This window comes from Streptomyces sp. NPDC002276, from assembly GCF_053891435.1.
Window position 1 is genome coordinate 695,617 of record NZ_JBSFCQ010000003.1, and the last position, 23,578, is coordinate 719,194.

Here is a 23,578-nt window from a genome sequence, read left to right on the forward strand (position 1 = left end):
TCGATGCAATTCCGCCCAGTTTCAGCTGCAACCGCTGGTCGAACCGCACCCCTCGCAGATGTAGCAGGAACCGGCCCGCTGCATCTTCGTACCGCAGGAGAAGCAGAGCGGGGCGTCCGCCTGGATGCCCAGCTGCATCTCCACCAGTTCGGCGCTGGTGTGCGCCTGCTGCGGGACGGGCTTGGCCGCCTCGACGACCGCCTTGGGGGCGGCCACCGCCTTCAACTCCTGGGCGCGCGGCGCCGACTGGGCCAGGCCCTCTACGTCGACCTCGTCGTCCGTCGGCTCGTACGAACCGGTCTCCAGGTGACGCTGGCGCTCCTCGGCGGAGTGGATGCCGAGTGCGGAGCGCGTCTCGAAGGGCAGGAAGTCGAGCGCCAGGCGGCGGAAGATGTAGTCGACGATCGACTGCGCCATCCGCACGTCCGGGTCGTCCGTCATGCCGGCCGGCTCGAAGCGCATGTTGGTGAACTTCGAGACGTACGTCTCCAGGGGGACGCCGTACTGAAGGCCCACGGAGACGGCGATCGAGAAGGCGTCCATCATGCCCGCGAGGGTGGAGCCCTGCTTGGACATCTTCAGGAAGACCTCGCCGAGACCGTCGTCCGGGTAGGAGTTGGCGGTCATGTAGCCCTCGGCGCCGCCGACCGTGAAGGAGGTCGTGATGCCCGGGCGGCCCTTGGGGAGACGCTTGCGGACGGGGCGGTACTCGACGACCTTCTCGACCGCGGTCCGGATGGTCTCCTCGGCCTTGGCGGTGACCTCGACCTTCTCCTTCTCCTTGGTCTTGGCGGAGAGGGGCTGGCCGACCTTGCAGTTGTCGCGGTAGATCGCGAGCGCCTTGACGCCCATCTTCCAGGCCTCGAAGTAGACCTCTTCGACGTCCTCGACGGTCGCCGTCTCCGGCAGGTTGACCGTCTTGGAGAGCGCGCCGGAGATCCAGGGCTGGATGGCGGCCATCATGCGGACGTGGCCCATCGCGGAGATGGAACGCTCGCCCATGGCGCAGTCGAACACCTCGTAGTGCTCGGTCTTGAGACCCGGGGCGTCGATCACGTTGCCGTTCTCGGCGATGTGGGCGACGACCGCCTCGATCTGCTCCTCCTGGTAGCCCAGGCGGCGCAGGGCCTGCGGGACGGTGCCGTTGACGATCTGCATCGAGCCGCCGCCGACCAGCTTCTTGAACTTGACCAGGGCGAGGTCGGGCTCAAGTCCGGTGGTGTCGCAGGACATCGCGAGACCGATGGTGCCGGTCGGGGCGATGACGGACGCCTGCGCGTTACGGAAGCCGTTCTTCTCGCCGAGGCGCAGGGTGTCCTGCCAGGCCTCCGTGGCGGCGGCCCAGATCGGCGTGTCCAGGTCGTCCGCGCGCGGGGCCGTGGTGTTGGCGTCGGCGTGCTGCTTCATGACGCGCAGGTGCGGCTGCTCGTTGCGGGCGTAGCCGTCGTACGGGCCGACGACCGCGGCGAGTTCGGCGGAACGCTTGTACGACGTGCCGGTCATCAGGGAGGTGATGGCACCGGCGAGGGCACGGCCGCCGTCGGAGTCGTACGCGTGGCCGGTCGCCATCAGCAGGGCGCCGAGGTTGGCGTAGCCGATGCCGAGCTGGCGGAACGCGCGCGTGTTCTCGCCGATCTTCTGCGTCGGGAAGTCCGCGAAGCAGATGGAGATGTCCATCGCGGTGATGACGAGCTCGACGACCTTGGCGAAGCGCTCGACCTCGAAGGACTGGTGGCCCTTGCCGTCGTCCTTGAGGAACTTCATCAGGTTCAGCGAGGCGAGGTTGCAGGACGTGTTGTCCAGGTGCATGTACTCGCTGCACGGGTTCGAGCCGTTGATCCGGCCGGACTCCGGGCACGTGTGCCACTGGTTGATGGCGTCGTCGTACTGGATGCCCGGGTCGGCGCAGGCCCAGGCGGCCTCGGCCATCTTGCGGAACAGCTGCTTGGCGTCGACCTCCTCGATGACCTCGCCGGTCATCCGGGACGTCAGGCCGAACTTGTCGCCGTTCTCCACGGCCTTCATGAACGTGTCGTTCACGCGGACCGAGTTGTTGGCGTTCTGGTACTGCACCGACGTGATGTCGTCGCCGCCCAGGTCCATGTCGAAGCCCGCGTCGCGGAGCGCGCGGATCTTCTCTTCTTCCTTGACCTTGGTCTGGATGAAGTCCTCGATGTCGGGGTGGTCGACGTCCAGGATGACCATCTTGGCCGCGCGGCGGGTGGCGCCACCGGACTTGATGGTGCCCGCGGAGGCGTCGGCACCGCGCATGAAGGAGACCGGTCCCGAGGCGTTGCCCCCGGAGGAGAGCAGTTCCTTGGAGGAGCGGATCCGGGAGAGGTTCAGGCCGGCGCCGGAGCCGCCCTTGAAGATCATGCCCTCTTCCTTGTACCAGTCGAGGATCGACTCCATGGAGTCGTCGACGGCCAGGATGAAGCAGGCCGAGACCTGCTGGGGCTGCGGGGTCCCGACGTTGAACCACACGGGGCTGTTGAAGCTGAAGACCTGGTGCAGGAGGGCGTACGCCAGCTCGTGCTCGAAGATCTCGGCGTCGGCGGGCGAGGCGAAGTACTTGTGGTCCTCGCCGGCCTTCCGATACGTCTTCACGATGCGGTCGATGAGCTGCTTGAGGCTCACCTCGCGCTGCGGGGTGCCCACGGCACCGCGGAAGTACTTGCTGGTGACGATGTTGACCGCGTTCACCGCCCATTCGGCGGGGAACTCGACGCCACGCTGCTCGAAATTGACCGAGCCGTCGCGCCAGTTGGTCATGACGACGTCACGACGCTCCCACTCCACCTCGTCGTACGGATGCACGCCGGGGGTGGTGTGAATACGCTCGATGCGCAGTCCCTTGGTGACCTTGGTTCCCTTCGCGCGAGAACCTCGTGCCGGACCGCTCGCCGTCTCTGTCATGCCGCCTCCCTGTACAGGCAAAAACGCCCTGAAATGCCACGATGTTCCCGTGGCAGAGTGTTTGTCTGGTGTCACGGCAGCCCACACGCTCATGGCTCCGCGACAAGTCCTGGTCCGCCGCCGTCCGACCGGATCCGGGGTCTCCGCCCGGTTTCCGGCCCGCCGGTCAGTCGGCGGAGTGGGCGGGCACCGGGACCTGAACAGTCCCTCCGGGCCCGCCGTCGTCTTCCTGGCTCCCCGATCCCGCGTCTTCGTCGTCCGCGGCGGGGCCTGGCGTCGCTTCCCTCAGTTCCACGATCGCGGCCTCGAAGTCGTCCAACGAGTCGAACGCCCGGTAGACGGAGGCGAATCGCAGATAGGCGACGAGGTCGAGTTCCTGCAACGGGCCGAGCATGGCCAGCCCGACGTCATGGGTGGTCAGTTCGGCGCTTCCGGTGGCGCGCACCGCCTCTTCGACCCGCTGGCCGAGCTGGGCGAGTGCGTCCTCGGTGACAGGCCGTCCCTGGCATGCCTTGCGCACACCGTTGATGACCTTGGTACGACTGAAAGGCTCGGTGACTCCGGACCGCTTGACCACCATGAGCGAGCACGTCTCCACGGTCGTGAAACGACGGGAGCAGTCAGGGCACTGGCGGCGTCGGCGGATCGACGTGCCGTCGTCCGTTGTACGGCTGTCGACGACACGGCTGTCGGGGTGCCTGCAGAAGGGGCAGTGCATGATCTCCAACCCTCCCTCACAGCAGACTCAATAGCCTCGTAGGACCCCTTGGGCCTCTCGAAGCAGCCCCAAGCATAGGCGATGGCCGAGACGATGGAGACCCGGGGGACCACAACTTCTGGGCTGCTGCCGCAATCCAACCACTAGATGTGGTGATTGGCTTACACAAACACGCCGTACGCGCGTGTCGCACCGTATTGGCATGTGCCATACGGCCATACCGTCGCCCCGAACACGCGGGCACACACCCGTACCGCCAGGGCACTTACGGGGATACCGTGAGCGCGGCACGGAGAAGACGTGGGGCTCCCGCACAGAACGGGACCGGCCCCCGGTTGCCGGGACACCGGGTGGCAGACTGGGGCGACAACCCGCAAGGTCACCACCCGGGCGGCGAAGAGCCAGACAATGGGCCCCTTCGTCCGTTAGGTGCCGCGTAGGCCATACACCCAGACACATGATCGCGGCAGGCTATCCGCGTTTTTTCACTCGAACGTGTGTTTGGCGCAACCTTTCGAAAGCAACTACCGTTGTCCAGCAGGGAGAACATCGAGAGGGGCCGACGTGACCACCACCGCAGACAGCGCCACCATCACTGCCCAGGATCGCTCCCAGGGCCGACTCGAACCGGTGCATGCAATGAACGAAGCCGCGAATCCCGAGGGACACAAGCGCTCCCTGCCGGGCCGACCTCCCGGCATCCGGGCGGACAGCTCGGGGCTCACGGACCGGCAGCGTCGGGTGATCGAGGTCATCAGGGACTCGGTGCAGCGCCGGGGCTACCCGCCGTCGATGCGCGAGATCGGCCAGGCCGTGGGCCTGTCCAGCACGTCCTCGGTCGCACACCAGCTGATGGCACTGGAGCGCAAGGGCTTCCTGCGCCGCGACCCGCACCGCCCGCGCGCGTACGAGGTCCGCGGCTCCGACCAGTCCTCGTCGGTGCAGCCCACGGACACCGCGGGCAAACCCGCCGCGTCGTACGTCCCCCTGGTGGGCCGGATCGCCGCCGGTGGCCCGATCCTCGCCGAGGAGTCGGTCGAGGACGTGTTTCCCCTCCCCCGCCAACTGGTCGGTGACGGTGAGCTGTTCGTCCTCAAGGTCGTCGGTGACTCGATGATCGAGGCCGCGATCTGTGACGGAGACTGGGTCACCGTGCGCCGCCAGCCGGTCGCGGAGAACGGCGACATCGTGGCCGCCATGCTTGAGGGCGAAGCCACCGTCAAGCGCTTCAAGCGCGAGGACGGCCATGTCTGGCTCCTCCCGCACAACTCCGCGTACGAGCCGATCCCCGGCGACGACGCGACGATCCTCGGCAAGGTGGTGGCGGTGCTGCGGCGCGTGTGACGGCCGCGGCGGGCGGGCCGCATCGGCCCACCCTCTGACCGGACCCCGGGACCCCTGCGCCGGTTCCGGGGTCCTGTGCTGTCCCGGGTCCGGCGGGAGCCGCTGTCGATCACGGGAGCCGCTGTCGATCAGCGGTTGCCCCGAGACACCGGGGCAACCGTCGGTCACTCCGTCTCCGTCTCCGCTTCCGACTCCGCCTGCTTCGCCTTGGCGTCGATGGCCGCCAGCGACCGCCGAGCCTGGTTACGGTCCGTGGTGTACCAGAAGTCGGGCAGTGACGCCTTGAGATAGCTGCCGTAGCGGGCGGTGGCCAGCCGCTGATCCAGTACGGCGACCACACCCCGGTCTCCCGACGCCCGGACGAGACGGCCGGCGCCCTGGGCCATCAGCAGCGCCGCGTGCGTCGCGGCCACCGCCATGAAGCCGTTGCCCCCCGCGTCCTCGACCGCCTTCTGGCGGGCGCTCATCAACGGGTCGTCCGGACGCGGGAACGGGATCTTGTCCATGACGACCAACTGGCAGCTGGGGCCGGGGACATCGACGCCCTGCCAGAGCGACAGCGTGCCGAAGAGACAGGTCTTCGGGTCAGCCGCGAAGTTCTTGATCAGCTCGCCGAGTGTCTCCTCGCCCTGGAGGAGGATCGGGTACTCGGGGATGCGGGAACGCAGCTCCTCGGCGGCGAGTTGGGCACCCCGCATCGAGGAGAAGAGGCCCAGGGTGCGACCGCCCGCCGCCTGGATCAACTCGGTCAACTCGTCCAGCATGTCGGCGCGATCGCCGTCCCGCGCGGGGCGCGAGAGGTGCTTGGCGACGTACAGGATGCCCTGCTTCGGGTAGTCGAAGGGCGAGCCGACGTCGACGCCCTTCCACTGCGGGAGGTCGTCGCCCGCAGTGCCTTCCGGGGCGAGGCCCAGGGAGGCCCCTACGCCGTTGAAGTCGCCGCCGAGCTTCAGCGTCGCGGACGTCAGGGTGACCGAACGGTCCGCGAAGAGCTTCTCCCGCAGCAGGCCGGAGACGGACATGGGGGCGACGCGCAGGGAGGCTCCGAAGCGGTCGTGGCGTTCGTACCAGACGACGTCCCACTCGGAGCCGTTGCTGATCCGCTCCGCCACGTCGTGCACGGACTCCACGGAGGCCAGTGCCTGCTTGCGGACCGCGTCCTCGTCCTGGACGGACTTGTCGCGGGTGGCGCCGATCCCGGAGATCACCGTACGGCAGGCGTCCCGCAGCGCCATGAGCGCGTAACCGAGGTCCTCCGGGATCTCCTCCAGGCGGCCCGGCAGGGCGAGCTCCATGAGCCGCTCGAAGCCCTCGGCGGCGGTCTGGAGCTGGTCGGCGGCCTTCTCGTTGACCAGCTTCGCGGCGCGGCGCACCGCGCGGTTGACCTGGCCCGGGGTGAGCTCGCCGGTGGCGGCTCCGGTGACCCGCGAGACCAGTTCATGGGCCTCGTCGACGATCAGCACCTCGTGCTGCGGGAGGACGGGGGCGCCTTCGATCGCGTCGATCGCGAGCAGCGCGTGGTTGGTGACGACGACGTCGGCCAGCTTGGCGCGCTCGCGGGCCGCCTCGGCGAAACACTCCGCTCCGTAGGCGCACTTCTGGGCGCCCAGGCACTCGCGGGAGGACACGGAGACCTGTGCCCAGGCGCGGTCGGAGACTCCGGGCGTGAGGTCGTCGCGATCGCCGTTCTCGGTCTCGTCCCTCCAGTCGCGCAGCCGCAGCAGGTCCTGGCCCAGCTTGCTGGTCGGCGCCGCCGCCTCGAACTGGTCGAACAGGCCCTCCTCCTCGTCCTGCGGCATGCCCTCGTGGAGTCGGTGCAGGCACAGGTAGTTCGATCTGCCCTTGAGCATCGCGAACTGGGGGCGGCGGCGCAGCAGGGGATGCAGTGCGTCGACCGTGCGCGGCAGGTCGCGCTCCGCCAGCTGGCGTTGGAGCGCGAGGGTGGCGGTCGCGACGACCACACGCTCCCCGTGCGCGAGCGCGGGCACCAGGTAGCCGAGCGACTTTCCGGTACCGGTGCCGGCCTGGACCAGCAGATGGGAGCCGTCGTCGATCGCCTCCGCGACGGCTTCGGCCATGGTCACCTGGCCGGGGCGCTCCGAACCGCCGACGGCAGTGACGGCAGCATGCAGGAGTTCGGGGAGTGAGGGCTTCGTCATAGCGCGACCAACCCTACGGGGCGGGACTGACAACCGGGCGATCACGGTTGCGGGAGGGAGTGGATCAAGACGCCGGGGCTTTCGGAAGGGGGCGGGTTTCGTCCGGGTGGCGATCGGACGGAGACCAGGTCGGATCGGACGGAGACCGCGCCGGATCGGAACGGGGGTCGGATCGGAACGGGGGTCGGATCGGAACGGACGGGGATTGGTTCGGCCCAGGTGGAACCGGATCGGGCCGTCGGGCCGTCGGGCCGTCGGGCCGTCGGGCCGTCGGGCCGTCGGGCCGTCGGGCCGTCGGGCCGTCGGGCCGTCGGGCCGTCGGGCCGAGCGGTGTACCGAAAGCGATGGCGCTGCCACGGGGCGCTACAGCAGTTCGCGTGCGGAACGGTCCCGGACCATGAGGGCGGCCCGCTTGGCGGGCAGGTCGACCTCGGCGGAGAACCGGAATCCAGCGCTCAGGAAAGCGGCTACGGAGGCGGTGTTGCGAAGGTCCGGTTCGGCGACGACGCGGGCGCAGGCGGGGCGCTTGTCGAGTACGAGGTCGGCGACGGCCCGGATGAGGGTGCTGCCCACCCCTCGTCCTCGGTCGACGACGTCACCGATGAGCAGGTGGATGCCGGTGTCGTGCGGTCGGGCGGGGTAGCGGCGGGCCAGGGGGTCGAGGTCCGCCCGGTAGATCTCCCAGTAGCTCATCGGGGTGCCGTCCAGTAGGCCGAGACAGGGCACGCTGCGTCCGTCGCCGTCGAGTTGGGCGCGCAGGTGGTCCTCGGTCAGTGCCCGGGGGCCGGCCAGTTCCCAGAATTCCGCGACCGCGGGGTCGTTCATCCAGCCGCTGATGAGCGGGAGGTCTCGCTCGCAAAGGACAGGGGCGAGGTGGAAGACGCCCACGGGGGTACGGATCCGCCCCCAGTCGCCGACACGGTCTAGGAGATCGTCACGTTCGACCGCGTCCGCCTCGGCGCAGAGCGCGAGGAACTCCGCGGGGAGGCGGAGGTCGAGGGTGTCCTCGGCGTCCGTGCCGGAGCTCCGGCCGGTACCGGTGCCCGGGGTGGAACCGGGGGCCGTCGCGGTGTCGGCGTTCGCATCCGTGGGCCGCACGCGGACGCTCCTCTCAGGAGACGGGGTGGGTCATGTTCCTCAGCGGTGAAGGGAGTTGGCGACGGTCGGAATGGAAGAGGAGGTACTGGCGATCAGGAGTGCAGGGGGTTGGCGATGGTGACGTAGACGGACTGGGTGTCGACCGGGCCGACGAGTTCGTCGAGGCCGTGCAGGCGGGTCAGGAGGTTGGCCTAGCAGCGCAGGACGGGTGAGTCGAGCAGGCGGGTCGGCAGGGAGGTGCGCAGCCGGGCGGGACCGGAGGCGACGTCACGGAGGAAGCGTCGGAAGGCGGACAGCAACAGCCGTTCGTCGGCGAGACCTTGGGAGCCGAACGCCCCGATGAGACCGAGCACGTTGTTGATCGCGAGGTAGTACGCGAAGCGTTCGTCGGTGACCTCGTCGGAGACGAAGGTGTCGCTGTGCTCGCCGATGCCGGGCAGGCGGGCGTCGAGTTCCGCGCGCCGGGACGCCCGGAAGTAGTAGCCCTGGTTGTCGCGGTAGCGGCCCCCTGCGGGCCAGCCCGCGCCGTCCAGCAGGAGCAGGGTGTTCTGCTGGTGGGCCTCCAGGGCGATGCCTGCCTCGCCGTCCAGCCACAGCACGGGACGGACGATCTGCTCCAGGTACCGCAGGAACCACTCCGCGGCGACTGCTTCACGGGACCGGCCGGTCCGCTCGGCGAGACCGGTGACGACCTCGGCCAGCCGGGACCGCAGCGGAGGCGCACCGGACGCGGAGCGGCTGGGGAGGCCGAAGTGGTCGGTCGGTGAAGTCGCCTGCGGTCCACCGGCGTTGACCCTCCGCCCGCTGTACGGCCTGGGCGAGACGAGCCCGGCGACACAGGAGACGTCGTCGGACGGGCTGAACGGGTTGTGCCGGATGACCACATCGATTCCGGCCAGGGGCGCACGGGTACCGACCGCACCCCCTTGGCCGCGTTCAGCGGAGCCCCCGTCCGCCGGAGCGTCGACGGCCAGCCAGGCCGGATCGCGGACGATGTCGAAGCCCGGGTGGACGGCCTGCCACTGCTGGGACAGGCCGCTGCGCAGCAGGCGGTGCACTTCCACGCCGCGATGGAGTTCCTTGCGGAGGTTCTCCCGGCGGGAGTTGGTGATAAGGAGGCCCAGGGACAGCTTGAGCATGGCGGGGGCGCCGGACTGATGGACGGTTCGTACGGAGGACGTGGGGTTCCACGGGGTGCCGTAGGGGCCGAGGTCCTGGATCGATCCGGCGTCGATCAGGGCTGCGACGTCGGCACGGTGTCGGATCTCGCGCCACTGCCAGGGGTGCAGGGGAAGCGCGGTGTGTCCGGCGGGCAACGGCAGCCCGGTTCCGGCGAGTCGGGCCGTGAGGTGGGCGGCGGAGACAGGTCGGCCGCGCTCGGTCCAGGCCGAGTCGGTGGCGAGGACGGAGGGGGCGACGGCCAGCCAGTGCAGTGCGAAGGAGCCGCGCAACTCCGGTGAGTACAGCCGGACTTCGGCCTCGGAGAGACCCTCGCGACTCTTGGGGGTCGGGTGGAGCGGGTGTCCGAGGAGGAGCGCCTGTTCGGCGGAGAGGAAGAGATCGGGGCCGTCGGCCGGGCGTGCGCGGCGGTCGGTGATGAAGGTGACGGTACGCCGGAGGGAGTCGGCCACGCGGGCCACCAGATCGGTGCCGGTGTCGGATGTCGCCTCGGCTGCCACCGCCGCTTCCTGTGCGGAGTCCCCGTCGCGCGCGGCCGTCTCCCTGACGAGCAGCGCCGCGACCGTCACCGCGTCGGCCGGTGGTGCGCCGTGGGGAGCGCCGGACAGGTACGGAAGGCCGAAGCGGTGCCAGCCGGTCGGGGACCAGTACTGGACCTGGGCGTGCAGGGCCGTGCCGCTGGCGGGGAGGGGGACGCGGAGGGTGCCGTCGTCGGGGGCGCGGAGGTTGGTCTCCCGCGCCCAGCAGCGCAGCAGGTTCTCAACAGCCGCGGCCTGGGCGGCGGTTCGGGGGTCCGGATGCTCCAGAAGCTCGGCACCCGCGCCCCGGGGACGGTTCACTTCCGGGCTGCGCGGCTGCTGTTGGGGAACGGACTCGGCCGACGCCACTGCCAGGGTGTGCGGGTGGGAGTGACTGTCAGCGGTGGATGTGGGGTTCAAGACTGTTCCTCGGGATGTGAGATCTCGCGTCGCCCCGGGCACAGCGGACCACGCGTCGACAGCAGCCCCCTCCGCCCCTGTCGAAGCCAACTCCCGTACCGCCCAACGGGTTACGGGTTGCTTCAAGATCCTTGCCGTAGCGAAACCGTTGCCGTTCCGTCGGAAGTCCCCCACAGCGAGCGCATAGTGTGTGATGCCGTTCCCGTAGGTCGTGAGTTCAGCGTGAACTCACCATGAGTTCCGGCTGAGATGACAGCCGTGGCGCACCAACCGTTCACTCCAGGGGGAGTCAAGACCATGCGATCGATACGGCCGTCCTTCACCACCCGGCGTGGCAGGGGTGCGCGTCGCGGAACCACCCCTGTGCTGGCCGCCGTTGCCCTCGCCTCGGCGCTCGCGCTCACGGCGACGGCCTGCGGTTCCGGTGACACCAAGGCGGACGGGCAGTCCACGGCGTCGGCGACCAGCGGTGACACCGGCGACGGCAAGATCAAGATCCCGGACGACATCAAGAACAAGCTCAAAGAGCACGGGATCGACATCGACAAGTGGAAGAACGGCGCCTGGAAGAACTGGGACAAGGACGACTGGCTGCGCGAGGCCAACGACTACATCAACCCGATCATCGACGGGTTGTGGAGTTCCGGCCGGATGCGGGACGCCAACGACCCGGACAAGGGTGTCGACACCAACGACATCTCCGGTGACCAGGGCGTGACCGACCCGACGCCCGCGGTGGTGGACGCGAAGGCCGTGTCGCCTACGTACCACGCCAACGCGGCGACGGCGGGCAAGGTGTTCTTCGACGCCCCCCAAGGCACGATGGTCTGCTCGGCGACGGTCGTGGAGGACCCGGCGCACCCGGGCAAGTCCAACCTGGTGTGGACAGCGGGGCATTGCGTGCACGCGGGCAAGAACGGCGGCTGGTACCGCAACCTCGCGTTCGTGCCGTCGTACAACAACTCCGGTATGACGACAGCCCAGTTGGAGACGGCCTCCCGGGCCCAGGTCGCGCCGTACGGGGTGTGGTGGGCCGACTGGGCGCAGACCTCGCAGCAGTGGATCGACCAGGGCGGCGAGACGGGCGGGCAGGGTTCGTCGTACGACTACGCCGTGATCCATGTGACGCCCGAGAAGGGCAGCGGGGGCAAGTCCCTTGAGGAGACGGTCGGTTCGGCGCTGCCGGTGAACTTCGACGCGCCCGCCGTGCCGAAGGTGTCGAGCATCACGGCGACCGGCTACCCCGCGGCGAAGCCGTACGACGGTTCGACGCTGTACCAGTGCGCGGACAAGCCGGGGCGGCTGTCGATCAGCGCCTCGGACCCGACGATGTACCGCATCGGGTGCAGCATGACCGGTGGTTCGTCCGGCGGCGGCTGGGTGGAGACGGGCACGGACGGCAAGCCCGCGCTGGTGTCCAACACCTCGATCGGCCCGGTGACTTCGGGCTGGCTGGCAGGCCCGCGGCTGGGCGATGTGGCCAAGGGCGTGTACGACTCGGTCAGCAAGAAGTACGCGGGGCAGTAGACACGCCTGAGGCTCGCCCCGGGTGATCCGGGACGAGCCTCAGGACTTACTGCGCTACGACCGTCAGGCCAGCGGTGCCGGGACGTACGGCGCGAGTTCCGCCGCCAGTTCCTCGTGGACGCGCACCTTGAGCTGGGTGCCCTCCGGGGTGTGCTCCTCGGAGATCACCTCGCCCTCGGAGTGGGCGCGGGCGACCAGCTTGCCGTGGGTGTACGGCACGAGCGCCTCGATCTCGACCGAGGGGCGCGGCAGTTCGGCGTCGATGAGCGCGAGCAGCTCTTCGATGCCCTGGCCGGTGCGGGCCGAGACGGCGATGGAACGCTTCTCGTTCCGCATCAGTCGCTGGAGCGTCAACGGGTCCGCCGCGTCCGCCTTGTTGATGATCACGATCTCGGGCACCTTGGTGGCGCCGACGTCCCGGATCACCTCGCGTACGGCGGCCAGCTGCTCCTCGGGGACCGGGTGCGAACCGTCGACCACGTGCAGGATCAGATCGGCGTCGCCGACCTCCTCCATCGTGGAGCGGAAGGCCTCGACCAGGTGGTGCGGCAGGTGCCGGACGAATCCGACGGTGTCGACCAGCGTGTAGAGCCGTCCGCCCGGTGTCTCGGCCCGGCGCACGGTCGGGTCGAGGGTCGCGAACAGCGCGTTCTCGACCAGGACGCCCGCGCCCGTGAGGCGGTTGAGCAGGGACGACTTGCCGGCGTTGGTGTAGCCGGCGATCGCGACCGAGGGCACCTTGTGGCGACGGCGCTCCTGGCGCTTGATGTCACGGCCGGTCTTCATGTCCGCGATCTCCCGGCGCATCTTCGCCATCTTCTCGCGGATACGGCGCCGGTCCGTCTCGATCTTGGTCTCACCGGGACCACGGGTGGCGAGGCCGCCGCCCGAGCCGCCGCCCATCTGACGGGACAGCGACTGACCCCAGCCGCGGAGCCTCGGCAGCATGTACTGCATCTGCGCGAGCGCGACCTGCGCCTTGCCCTCCCGAGACTTGGCGTGCTGGGCGAAGATGTCGAGGATCAGGGCCGTACGGTCGATGACCTTGACCTTGACGACGTCTTCGAGGTGGATCAGCTGGCCCGGGCTCAGCTCACCGTCGCAGACGACGGTGTCGGCGCCGGTCTCCAGGACGATGTCCCGCAGTTCGTTGGCCTTGCCGGAACCGATGTAGGTGGCCGCGTCGGGCTTGTCGCGGCGCTGGACGACACCGTCGAGAACGAGCGCGCCCGCGGTCTCCGCGAGGGCGGCCAGCTCGGCTAGCGAGTTCTCCGCGTCCTGAGCCGTTCCCGTGGTCCAGACGCCGACGAGTACGACGCGCTCCAGGCGGAGCTGCCGGTACTCGACCTCGGTGACGTCCTCAAGCTCGGTGGAGAGGCCCGCGACACGGCGCAGGGCCGCGCGCTCGGAGCGGTCGAACTGGTCGCCGTCCCGGTCTCCGTCGATCTCGTGGCTCCAGGCGACGTCCTCTTCCATCAGGGCATCGGCCCGAAGACCTTCGGGGTAGGTGTGCGCGGAGCGCTCAGTGTCCTGGGAAGGGGAAGAAGAGGAGGTCATTGGGTCCTTACGTCGATGGGAGTCCTGCGAAGGTCATATCGTGCGAGTGCCCCCGGAGATTCCCGGTGACCGGAGATTCCGGGCGATCCGCTCCGCCGACCCGACGATGGTCGCACGGCACGGATCGCCCCGTCACGGCCTTATTTCGCGGGTGCCTGCGACACCCAGTCCGGGTGACCCGGCATCGGCGGGGTCTTCTCGCCGTAGAGCCAGGCCTTGAAGAAGTCGCCCAGGTCTCGGCCGGAGATCGCGGAGGCGAGGTCCTCGAAGTCGGCGGTGGTGGCCGTGCCGTCCCGGTGGACGCTCACCCAGGTGCGCTCCAGGCGCTCGAAGGCGGGGCGGCCGATCTCCTGGCGCAGCGCGTAGAGGACGAGGGCGGCGCCGTCGTAGACGTTGGGGCGGAAGATACTGATCTTCTGGCCGGGCGCGGGCGCCTTGGGGAGCGCAGGTGGTCCGCCGGCGGCGCGCCAGCCGTCGGAGGCGCCGTAGGCGGCCTTCATCCGCGTCTCCATGGGCTTGTTCACCTTCTCCTCCGCGTACAGCTCCTCGTACCAGGTGGCGTGTCCCTCGTTGAGCCACAGGTCGGACCAGGTGCGGGGGCTGACGCTGTCGCCGAACCACTGGTGGGACAGCTCGTGCACCATGATCGACTCGACGTACCACTTGGGGTAGGCGGGCTCGGTGAAGAGATCTCTCTCGAAGAGAGAGATCGTCTGGGTTTCGAGTTCGAAGCCGGTGGACGCGTCGGCCATGAGCAGGCCGTACGTCTCGAAGGGGTACCGGCCGACCTTGCCCTCCATCCAGGCGATCTGGTCGGGGGTCTTCTTGAGCCACGGTTCGAGCTGCTTGGCGTCCTTGGCGGGTACGACGTCGCGCATCGGCAGGTCGTGCGGCCCGGTGCGGTGCAGTACGGCGGAGCGACCGATGGACACCTGGGCGAGTTCGGTGGCCATGGGGTGCTGGGTGCGGTACGTCCAGGTGGTGTTCGGACCGGCCTTGTCGACGCCGGCCGGCAGTCCGTTGGCGACGGCCGTGTAGGCGTTGGGCGCGGTGACCCTGATGGTGAACATCGCCTTGTCGGAGGGATGGTCGTTGCACGGGAACACCAGGTGCGCGGCATCGGCCTGGTTGGCCATCGCCAGCCCGTCCTTGGTGCGCACCCAGCCGCCGTCCTGCCCCTTGGCGGAGACGGGGTCGCTGGTGTGCCGCACGGTGATCCGCGTCCAACTCCCCTGGGCCAGCGGCTCCTCGGGCGTCACCACCAGGTCCTCGCCGGCGCTGGCGAACGTGGCCGGCCGCCCGTCGACCTCGACCGAGTCCACGGTCCCGTGCGCGAAGTCGAGGTTGATCCGGTCCAGGGACTCCGTGGTCCACGCGTCGATGGTGGTGACGGCCCGGAGCGGCTTGGTGTTGGTGCCGGGATAGGTGAAGGAGAGGTCGTACGACGCCACGTCGTAGCCCGGGTTGCCCAGGTCGGGGAAGAGGCGGTCCCCGACGCCCAGAGGCGTGGGCGGAGCGCTCGCGGCGACGAGGCAGACGGACACGGCGGAGGCGAGCAGAGCCGCCTTCAGCCGTCGGGGAGCCCTGGTACCGGCCCCAGGGGTGGCGGTGCGGGGGGTGAGCAGCATGGACCACCGCTACCAGCGCGCGCGTACCGCACGTCGACGACTCGCGCCCGGCCCACTCGAACGAGGTCTTCCGGGGGCCCACGGGGCGCCGGGCACGCCGGAGGCGCGCGCCCCGAGAGACGCGGAGCCGCGGGCCTGAGTCGGTGTCAGAAGGCCGTCGTGTGGTGCTGCGCGCGGCTCACGTCGTAGACGCCCGGCACGTTGCGCATCGCCCGCATGAGGGCCGGGAGGTGCGCGGCGTCCGGGAGTTGGAGGGTGTAGGTATGGCGGACGCGCTGCTGGCTCGGGGGTTCGACCGTCGCCGAGACGATCTCGGCGCCCTCCAGGGCCATGGCCTCGGTGAGGTCGGCCAGCAGATGCGGGCGGCCGAACGATTCGGCTACCAGCGTCACCCGGCACTCGGTGGTGTCGCCCCAGCGCACACCGACCTCCGCGCGCCCCACGCTCTTCATGTGCGCCACCGCGCTGCACTCGACGCGGTGGACGGTCACGACGCCGCCGCGCACCGAGAATCCGGTGACCTCGTCGGGCGGTACGGGCGTACAGCAGCCGGCGAGCCGTACGGTCGCGCCGGGCTGGTCGACGACAGGAGTGGCGGGGTTGCCGGCGGGGGCGTCTTCGGCGGCCGGTGGCGCCGATCGTACGGTCTGCGTGTCCGGGGCCGCCGTGTCCGGCTCGGTGCCCTCCGCGTCGCCGCTGCCCGGGTGTGCCGTGAGCCACCGTTGGATGGCGATCCGGGCGGCGGGGGTGTGCGCGTGCTCCAGCCACTCCCTGGAGGGCTCGGAGGCCGGGTCCTGGCCCATGAGCGGCTGGACGGTGTCGCCGTCCCGCAGAACGGTGCTGAGGGTCGCCAGACGGCCGTTGACGCGGGCGCCGATGCAGGCGTGGGCGTCCTCGCCGTACTGCGCGTACGCGGCGTCCACACAGGTCGCGCCGTCGGGCAGGCCCAGGGTGCCGCCGTCGGGCCGGAACACGGTGATCTCGCGGTCCTGGGCGAGGTCCTCGCGGAGCGTCGACCAGAAGGTGTCGGGGTCGGGCGCGCCCTCCTGCCAGTCGAGGAGGCGGGACAGCCAGCCGGGCCGGGTGGGGTCGGCGCGCTCCCCGTCGCTGGTGGCCTGTTGCTCCTCCGAAGGAGGAGCGTAGGGATTGCCGAGCGCGATGACGCCGGCCTCGGCGACCTTGTGCATCTGGTGGGTGCGGATGAGGACTTCGACGACCTGGCCGTCCGTGTGGGCGACGGCGGTGTGCAGCGACTGGTAGAGGTTGAACTTCGGTACGGCGATGAAGTCCTTGAACTCCGAGACGACGGGCTTCAGGCAGGTGTGCAGTTCGCCGAGGACGCCGTAACAGTCCGCGTCCTCGTTCACCAGCACCAGGAGACGGCCGAAGTCGGCGCCGCGCAGCCTGCCGCGCTTGCGGGCGACGCGGTGCACGGAGACGAAGTGCCGTGGCCGGATGAGGACTTCGGCCTGGATGCCGGCGTCGCGCAGGACGGTGCGCACCTCGTCGGTGACCTCGGCGAGCGGGTCGTCCGCGCGGGAGGCGTTGTCGACGATCAACTCGCGTGTGTGGTCGTACTCCTCGGGGTGGAGGATCGCGAAGACCAGGTCTTCCAGTTCGGTCTTGAGCGCCTGGACGCCGAGCCGTTCGGCGAGCGGGATGAGGACGTCCCGGGTGACCTTGGCGATACGGGCCTGCTTCTCGGGGCGCATCACGCCCAGGGTGCGCATGTTGTGCAGCCGGTCGGCGAGTTTGATCGACATCACGCGGACGTCGCTGCCGGTGGCGACGAGCATCTTGCGGAAGGTCTCGGGCTCGGCGGCGGCGCCGTAGTCGACCTTCTCCAACTTCGTTACGCCGTCGACGAGATAGCGCACCTCTGCGCCGAACTCCTCGCCGACCTGATCGAGTGTCACTTCCGTGTCCTCGACGGTGTCGTGGAGCAGAGAGGCCGTCAACGTCGTGGTCTCCGCGCCGAGTTCGGCGAGGATCAGGGTCACCGCGAGCGGGTGCGTGATGTACGGCTCGCCGCTCTTGCGCATCTGGCCGCGGTGCGAGGACTCGGCCAGGACCCAGGCGCGGCGCAGCGGTTCGAGGTCGGCGTCGGGGTGGTGGGCGCGATGCGCCTCGGCGACATGGCCGATGGCGTCGGGCAGTCGGTCGCGGGCCGTGGGGCCGAGCAGGGCGGCCCGGCCGAGCCGGCGCAGGTCGATCCGGGGGCGGGCCTTCCTGCGGGGCGCTGTGTTGGTCACAGGGCCTGGGCTCGCAGGGTTCGTGGCCTCCGCACTCATGGGCACCTCCGGCTGCTTGACCGGCGGACGGGTGCCCCATGGCGGACTCGGCTCAGGGGATGGTGACGATCCCCCGTCCGGGCCGGTGCTTGATGCTACCGAGCCCACCACGTGCGACTGACCGCCTCTCGCCGAGCGTGAAACGGATCACCCATTCGAGCGAAGGTCGGGAGGTTTACGGTTTTGCGCCACACTCTGTCGGGTCAGCCGTGCTTTCAAGCCGAGCCGGACGCCGGAGACTTCGGATCAGGGCATCCGGAGCGGCCAGGACTACGAATCACCCGTTCAGCGGATGGCGTTTTCCAGCCATTCGGTATCGATCTCGCCCTCGGCGACGATCACCGCGGGACCGGTCATCTCGATCCGGCCGTCGGGCCACTCGGTGATCACGAGTGTTCCGCCGGGTACGTCGACGGTGTAGACCGCCTGTGTTCCGGTGACGGCCGGGTCGGCGCCGTCGCGCCGGGCGGCGGCCACGGCGACCGCGCACGCGCCCGTGCCGCACGAGCGGGTCTCGCCCGCACCGCGCTCGTGTACCCGTATGGCCACGTGGCCGGGGCCCCGGTCGACCACGAACTCGACGTTCACACCCTGCGGGTAGGCGGTGGTCGGGCTGAAGGGCGGCGGGGAGTACAGGTCTCCGGCGTGCGCGAGGTCGTCGACGAAGGCGACCGCGTGCGGGTTGCCCATGTTCACGTTCCGCGCGGGCCAGCTGCGCTCGCCGACGCTCACCGTGACATCCCCTTCGGGGAGAAGCGCCTTGCCCATGCCGACCGTGACGTCACCGTCCTTGGCCAGGTGGACGGTCTTGACTCCCCCACGCGTGGCGACCGCGATGTCCCCTGCGGCCACATGTCCGGCGCGCTGGAGATAGCGCGCGAACACACGCACTCCGTTGCCGCACATCTCGGAGACCGAGCCGTCGCCGTTGCGGTAGTCCATGAACCACTCCGCCTCGGCCGCCATGTCCCGCGCCTCGGGGTGCGCGGCGGACCGCACGGCATGCAGCAGTCCGTCCCCGCCGATGCCCGCGCGGCGGTCGCACAGGGCGGCCACGGCGGCCGGGGGGAGGTCGATGACGTTCTCGGGGTCCGGGACGATCACGAAGTCGTTCTCGGTGCCGTGCCCCTTGAGGAAGGCGATCCGCGTGCTCATGCGTCGATCGTACGGGGTGGCTAGGACATCCCGACGGCCAGTTGTGACCGACCTCGACGGCCGGCCTCCATGAGTGCTGCGACCGGCCTCGGCGGCTAGCGGAGCCTGGCCACGCGCCACACGGCGAGCACCACGACCACGGCCACCATCAGGGCGTAGGCGATGACGACCCGCCAGTCCAGGCGGCGCTCGGAGCCGCGCTGCGGGAAGCCGGGCAAGGTGTGGCCGACGCGGCGGGCCGCGGTCATGCCCCAGCCGGCCGCGCAGGAGCAGATCAGCAGGCCCAGCATGGCGATCACGGCCCCGCTGTCGCCGAAGTCGAAGGCGAGCGGGAAGGCGAACATCAGGGAGCCGACGGCGGCCAGGGCCACGATGGGGGCGAGCTGCCAGATGCGCAAGCGACGCTGCGGGCGCAGCTCGACCTCGACCTCGGGTCCCGCGTACATCTCGTCGGGCCCGGGACCGTCGGCGGTGACGCCGCCCTGGATCTCGTCCGGGCCGTCCGGGCTCAGTCGGCCGTCGACCTCTTCCGGTTCACCGCGGTCCGCGGTGACCTGCTCAGGGCCTTCTGCGGTGTCGCGAGGGCCGGCCTCCATCGCCACGCGCCCTCCCAACTCGGACTCCACTTGGTCGATCGAAGCTCGATGATGGCACGCCCCCGGAGGCCGTAACCGCGGCTGGAGCGTCCCGATGCCATGACGTGATCAGGCTGTGACCGGTCGTTCGAGCAACGCCAGTGCCAGGTGCGGAAGTTCTGTGAGATCGGCCGCAGCCCCACTCAACCAGTGCACCCGGGGATCGCGTCTGAACCACGAATCCTGGCGGCGCGCGAAGCGCTTGGTGGCCCGCACGGTCTCCGCGCGCGCCTCCTGTTCCGTGCACTCCCCCGCGAGCGCCGCGAGCACCTGCTGATAGCCGAGCGCGCGGGACGCGGTGACCCCCTCGCGCAGACCCCGCGCCTCCAGCTCCCGCACCTCGTCGACGAGTCCCGCGCTCCACATCCGGTCGACCCGGCGCGCGATGCGCTCGTCGAGTTCGGGGCGGGCCACGTCGACGCCGATCTGGACGGTGTCGTAGACCGAGTCGTGGCCCGGGAGGTTGGCGGTGAAGGGCTTGCCGGTGATCTCGATGACCTCCAGGGCGCGGACGATACGGCGGCCGTTGCTGGGCAGGATCGCGTGCGCGGCCTCGGGGTCGGCGGCGGCCAGGCGGGCGTGCAGGGCGCCGGAGCCGCGCAGTGCGAGCTCCTCCTCCAGGCGGGCCCGGACCTCGGGGTCGGTGCCGGGGAACTCCAGGTTGTCGACGGCCCCGCGCACGTACAGTCCGGAGCCGCCGACCAGGATCGGCCAGCGGCCCTCGGCGAGCAGGGAGTCGATGTGCTCGCGGGCGAGGCGCTGGTACTCGGCGACGGACGCCGTGACGGTGACCTCCCAGACGTCCAGGAGGTGGTGCGGGATGCCGCCGCGCTCCTCGGGCGTCAGCTTGGCGGTGCCGATGTCCATCCCTCGGTAGAGCTGCATGGAGTCGGCGTTGACGACCTCGCCACCTAGGCGCTGGGCCAGGAAGACGCCCAGATCGGACTTTCCGGCCGCGGTCGGTCCGACGACGGCGATGACTCGGGGGGCGGGGTGTGCGCTGCTCACGTTCCCAGTCTCGCAAACGTCGGACCTCGCCTCGAACGAGTTACGTGTCGGCACCCGTGCGGGGTCGTTGCCCGTTTCGAGATGTCCCGCCGCCGGTTTCCGGAGGCGGCGACCGGGCGACGCAAACGGACGCGCCGGGCTACGCGGGATTTCGCCCGCACGAGTAACGTATGGAGTGGATATGGGAGTATTTGACCGACTTCTTCGGAGGTCGAAGGCTACGGAGGAGGCGTCGACCGCCGAAGCCCGGGCCGACAGGGAGACGGCCGAGGACTTCTCGGCCGAACCGGCGGACGAGGTGTCGGAGGCCGAGGCGGGGGCAGGCGTTCAGGAAGCGGCCAAGACGACGGCGACGGAGGCCCTCGCGGCCGCGGACGGCGTCGAGATCCCCAAGCAGCAGTCCGCCGAAGAGGCCGCCGACAACGAGGCCGGTGAAGGCGCCCGCACGTAACCGCCCCGCGTGAAAGGTGAACCATGGGTCTGATGGACAGTTTGAAGGCCAAACTCGCCCCGGCGAAGGACAAGGTCTCGGGCCTCGCGCAGCAGCACGGAGGCAAGATCGAGAGCGGCCTCGACAAGGCCGCGAAGATGGTCGACGAGAAGACCAAGGGCAAGTACAGCGACAAGATCCAGACGGGCACGGGCAAGGCCAAGGACGCCATGGACCGACTCGCGCACAAGGACGACGCGGGGAGCGCGGGAAGCACGGGGCCGGAGCGCGGCGGCACGACCGCACCGCCGGACTCGCCCCCGCCGACCACCTGAACAGCACCCGCACATCGATCGGCGGACGGCCGCGGAGCACTCGGCTACCCGGCCGTCCGCCGTTTCACGGCTGAGCCGTGTTCACGGCGGGCTTCGCGGCTACGCCGCTTTCACGACGCCGCGCACGGCCGGACCACGTGCACGGTTGCATCGCGTTGTCCGCTGCACCGCGTTCTCGGCCGACCGCGACGCGCTATCGACTGCACTACGTCCGCGACCGCACCACGTCCACAGCAGCACCACGTCCACGGCTACACCGTGTTCTCGGCCGCGCCGCGTCTACGACCAGGTCGCGACCAGGTATCCGACCCCGTACGGCGCGTCCTCGTACAGCAGCGCGCCGCCGAGCTCCGCGCCCTCCGCCGCGCCCGCGAGGACCTGCCAGGGGGCGCGGCCGGAGGCCTTCAGCTCGTACGCCAGCTCGGCGTCCAGCGCCTTGAGGGCGGGCACGTCCGCCGCACCCAGCGCTCGCGCGACCTCGGCGTCGAAGGGTGCCGCGCGCTCGTCGAGATAGCCCGGCGCCTTCAGCGTCCGGCACGCACTGGCGTCGCCCATCACCAGCAGGGCGACCCGCTCGGCCTGCGCGACGATGTCCCTCCCGACTTCGATACACCGCTCGGCCACGAGAGGTTCCCCCACACCGAGTCCCTCGATCGGGGCGTCGGACCAGCCGGTCCGCTCCAGCAGCCACGCGGCGACGGCGAGCGAGGGGGGAAGTACCCCCTCCGAGACGGCGGCCACGTCCCTCCCGAGGCGTACGTCGAGGTCCACTCCGAAGCCGCGGAACGACCCCCGGGTGCCCTCGGGATGCGGCCCGCGCCCGCTCTGCTCGGCAGGCCCGACAACCACCAGACGGTCGGGCCGGGCGGCAGCGAGTACCCCGAGCGCGTCGGTGCACGCGGCACGCGCGGCATCCAGCTCGGACGCGGCACCGGCGGCGACGTCGGGGACGAGAAGCGGGGGGCAGGGGCAGACCGCGGCGGCTACGAGCATGGCCGGAACATTAACAAGGAGCACCGACAGTCCACCTGGCCACGCCGTCGGGCACGGCACGCACAGCCGTCAGGCGTGAGGACGGCCGTGCGGCGCGGGGAGCCCCGCCCCCGCACGTCGACTCAGTCGCAGCCGCAACCGCTCCCCGTGGCGACCGGCAGGGGCGCGGGGGCGCCGATCTTCGGGAGGCCCAGCATCACGCCGGCCGGCTTGGCGGCCTCGGCCGCGTTCCGCTTCTCCCAGGCGTCGCCCGCGCGCGTGGGACGCACGCTCCGGGTGGGGCCCTCCGCGAGGAGGTGGTGCGGGGCTGCGTAGGTGATCTCGACCGTCACCACGTCACCGGGGCGGACGTCCTGGTCCGGCTTGGTGAAGTGGACGAGACGGTTGTCGGGGGCGCGTCCGGAGAGGCGGTGGGTGGCGCCGTCCTTGCGGCCCTCGCCCTCGGCGACCATCAGCTCCAGGGTGCGGCCGACCTGCTTCTTGTTCTCGTCCCAGGAGATCTCCTCCTGGAGGGCGACCAGACGCATGTAGCGCTCCTGGACGACTTCCTTGGGGATCTGGTTCTCCATGGTCGCGGCCGGGGTGCCGGGCCGCTTGGAGTACTGGAACGTAAACGCTTGCGCGAAGCGGGCCTCGCGGACCGCGTGCATCGTCTGCTGGAAGTCCTCCTCGGTCTCCCCGGGGAAGCCCACGATGATGTCGGTGGTGATGGCGGCGTGCGGGATGGCCGCGCGGACCTTCTCGATGATCCCCAGGTACCGCTCCTGGCGGTAGGACCGGCGCATGGCCTTCAGGATCGGGTCGGAACCGGACTGCATCGGCATGTGCAGCTGTGGCATCACGTTCGGCGTCTCGGCCATCGCGGCGATGACGTCGTCGGTGAAGTCACGAGGGTGCGGGGACGTGAAGCGGACGCGCTCCAGGCCGTCGATGGTCCCGCAGGCCCGCAGCAGCTTGCTGAAGGCCTCGCGGTCGCCGATGTCGGAGCCGTACGCGTTGACGTTCTGGCCGAGCAGGGTGATCTCGGAGACGCCCTCGCCGACCAGGGCCTCGATCTCGGCGAGGATGTCGCCGGTGCGGCGGTCCTTCTCCTTGCCGCGCAGGGCCGGGACGATGCAGAAGGTGCACGTGTTGTTGCAGCCGACGGAGATCGACACCCAGGCCGCGTAGGCGCTCTCGCGCCGGGTCGGCAGCGTCGAGGGGAAGGCCTCCAGGGACTCCGCGATCTCGATCTGTGCCTCTTCCTGGACGCGTGCGCGTTCCAGCAGGACGGGCAGCTTGCCGATGTTGTGCGTGCCGAAGACGACGTCCACCCAGGGCGCCTTCTTCACGATGGTGTCGCGGTCCTTCTGCGCGAGGCAGCCGCCGACCGCGATCTGCATCCCGGGACGCTTGGTCTTCATCGGGGCGAGCCGGCCGAGGTTGCCGTAGAGCTTGTTGTCGGCGTTCTCGCGCACGGCGCAGGTGTTGAAGACGACGACGTCCGCGTCCCCGTCCGAGCCCTCGGGCGCGCGCACGTAACCGGCACCTTCCAGGAGACCGGAGAGCCGTTCGGAATCGTGGACGTTCATCTGGCACCCGTAGGTGCGTACTTCGTACGTTTTGACGTCCACTGCCCCGCTCCGGTCACCGCTGCTCATGCGACAAGGGTAGGCGGTGCCGGGAGT

General features: G+C 70.1%; 17 protein-coding genes. 4 read left to right on the forward strand and 13 right to left on the reverse strand.

Features of this window, described 5'->3' with window-relative positions:
* Positions 1–21 precede the first annotated feature (21 nt).
* Both ACWIHT_RS11865 and nrdR read right to left on the reverse strand, forming a co-directional pair.
* The gene (locus tag ACWIHT_RS11865; RefSeq protein ID WP_456166997.1) at positions 22–2,916 is read right to left on the reverse strand and encodes a vitamin B12-dependent ribonucleotide reductase; all 2,895 of its coding nucleotides are present in this window, start codon (positions 2,914–2,916) and stop codon (positions 22–24) included.
* Positions 2,917–3,082: 166 nt separating this feature from the next.
* Positions 3,083–3,634 (reverse strand): transcriptional regulator NrdR, encoded by a 552-nt coding sequence (nrdR, locus tag ACWIHT_RS11870; RefSeq protein WP_456166999.1) that lies wholly within the window; start codon positions 3,632–3,634, stop codon positions 3,083–3,085.
* Positions 3,635–4,198: 564 nt separating this feature from the next.
* Between nrdR and lexA the strand changes: the two genes are divergently transcribed.
* Positions 4,199–4,978: a transcriptional repressor LexA gene (lexA, locus tag ACWIHT_RS11875; protein WP_026151025.1), complete on the forward strand. Its 780-nt coding sequence runs from the start codon at positions 4,199–4,201 to the stop codon at positions 4,976–4,978.
* Between the two features lie 164 nt (positions 4,979–5,142).
* On the opposite strand, the gene ACWIHT_RS11880 is transcribed toward lexA, so the two are convergent.
* From ACWIHT_RS11880 to ACWIHT_RS11890, 3 genes are all read right to left on the reverse strand, one after another.
* Positions 5,143–7,137 carry an ATP-dependent DNA helicase gene (locus ACWIHT_RS11880; RefSeq protein ID WP_456167002.1) on the reverse strand — a complete coding sequence of 665 codons (1,995 nt, stop codon included), beginning with the start codon at positions 7,135–7,137 and terminating at the stop codon, positions 5,143–5,145.
* A 363-nt stretch (positions 7,138–7,500) separates the two neighbouring features.
* On the reverse strand, positions 7,501–8,235 hold the full coding sequence (locus ACWIHT_RS11885; RefSeq protein ID WP_456167004.1) for a GNAT family N-acetyltransferase: 735 nt from the start codon (positions 8,233–8,235) through the stop codon (positions 7,501–7,503).
* A gap of 191 nt (positions 8,236–8,426) precedes the next feature.
* Entirely contained in the window at positions 8,427–10,352 is a 1,926-nt protein-coding gene (locus ACWIHT_RS11890; RefSeq protein WP_456167006.1) for an IucA/IucC family protein, read from the reverse strand.
* A 297-nt stretch (positions 10,353–10,649) separates the two neighbouring features.
* On the opposite strand from ACWIHT_RS11890, the gene ACWIHT_RS11895 reads away from it, so the two are divergent.
* On the forward strand, positions 10,650–11,879 hold the full coding sequence (locus ACWIHT_RS11895) for a trypsin-like serine peptidase (RefSeq protein WP_456167008.1): 1,230 nt from the start codon (positions 10,650–10,652) through the stop codon (positions 11,877–11,879).
* Positions 11,880–11,942: 63 nt separating this feature from the next.
* On the opposite strand, the gene hflX is transcribed toward ACWIHT_RS11895, so the two are convergent.
* From hflX to miaA, 6 genes are all read right to left on the reverse strand, one after another.
* Positions 11,943–13,436: a GTPase HflX gene (hflX, locus tag ACWIHT_RS11900; protein WP_456167010.1), complete on the reverse strand. Its 1,494-nt coding sequence runs from the start codon at positions 13,434–13,436 to the stop codon at positions 11,943–11,945.
* A 140-nt stretch (positions 13,437–13,576) separates the two neighbouring features.
* Positions 13,577–15,064 carry a M1 family metallopeptidase gene (locus tag ACWIHT_RS11905; RefSeq protein WP_456167012.1) on the reverse strand — a complete coding sequence of 496 codons (1,488 nt, stop codon included), beginning with the start codon at positions 15,062–15,064 and terminating at the stop codon, positions 13,577–13,579.
* Positions 15,065–15,210: 146 nt separating this feature from the next.
* Positions 15,211–17,355, reverse strand: coding sequence for a RelA/SpoT family protein (locus ACWIHT_RS11910; protein ID WP_456167014.1), 2,145 nt, complete (start codon positions 17,353–17,355; stop codon positions 15,211–15,213).
* Positions 17,356–17,640: 285 nt separating this feature from the next.
* The gene (gene dapF, locus ACWIHT_RS11915; RefSeq protein ID WP_456167016.1) at positions 17,641–18,510 is read right to left on the reverse strand and encodes a diaminopimelate epimerase; all 870 of its coding nucleotides are present in this window, start codon (positions 18,508–18,510) and stop codon (positions 17,641–17,643) included.
* Positions 18,511–18,605: 95 nt separating this feature from the next.
* Complete coding sequence (locus tag ACWIHT_RS11920; protein ID WP_456167119.1) at positions 18,606–19,106, reverse strand: hypothetical protein; 501 nt, start codon at positions 19,104–19,106, stop codon at positions 18,606–18,608.
* Between the two features lie 108 nt (positions 19,107–19,214).
* Positions 19,215–20,153, reverse strand: coding sequence for a tRNA (adenosine(37)-N6)-dimethylallyltransferase MiaA (miaA, locus tag ACWIHT_RS11925; RefSeq protein ID WP_456167018.1), 939 nt, complete (start codon positions 20,151–20,153; stop codon positions 19,215–19,217).
* A gap of 181 nt (positions 20,154–20,334) precedes the next feature.
* On the opposite strand from miaA, the gene ACWIHT_RS11930 reads away from it, so the two are divergent.
* Both ACWIHT_RS11930 and ACWIHT_RS11935 read left to right on the forward strand, forming a co-directional pair.
* Positions 20,335–20,604 carry a hypothetical protein gene (locus tag ACWIHT_RS11930; RefSeq protein ID WP_456167020.1) on the forward strand — a complete coding sequence of 90 codons (270 nt, stop codon included), beginning with the start codon at positions 20,335–20,337 and terminating at the stop codon, positions 20,602–20,604.
* Between the two features lie 23 nt (positions 20,605–20,627).
* Positions 20,628–20,918 (forward strand): antitoxin, encoded by a 291-nt coding sequence (locus tag ACWIHT_RS11935; protein ID WP_456167022.1) that lies wholly within the window; start codon positions 20,628–20,630, stop codon positions 20,916–20,918.
* 279 nt (positions 20,919–21,197) lie between these two features.
* On the opposite strand, the gene ACWIHT_RS11940 is transcribed toward ACWIHT_RS11935, so the two are convergent.
* Together ACWIHT_RS11940 and miaB are read right to left on the reverse strand one after the other, a co-directional pair.
* Positions 21,198–21,911 (reverse strand): class III extradiol dioxygenase subunit B-like domain-containing protein, encoded by a 714-nt coding sequence (locus tag ACWIHT_RS11940; protein ID WP_456167024.1) that lies wholly within the window; start codon positions 21,909–21,911, stop codon positions 21,198–21,200.
* Between the two features lie 122 nt (positions 21,912–22,033).
* A complete protein-coding gene (miaB, locus tag ACWIHT_RS11945; protein WP_456167025.1) occupies positions 22,034–23,551 on the reverse strand; it encodes a tRNA (N6-isopentenyl adenosine(37)-C2)-methylthiotransferase MiaB in 1,518 nt (505 codons plus the stop codon).
* Positions 23,552–23,578 lie beyond the last annotated feature (27 nt).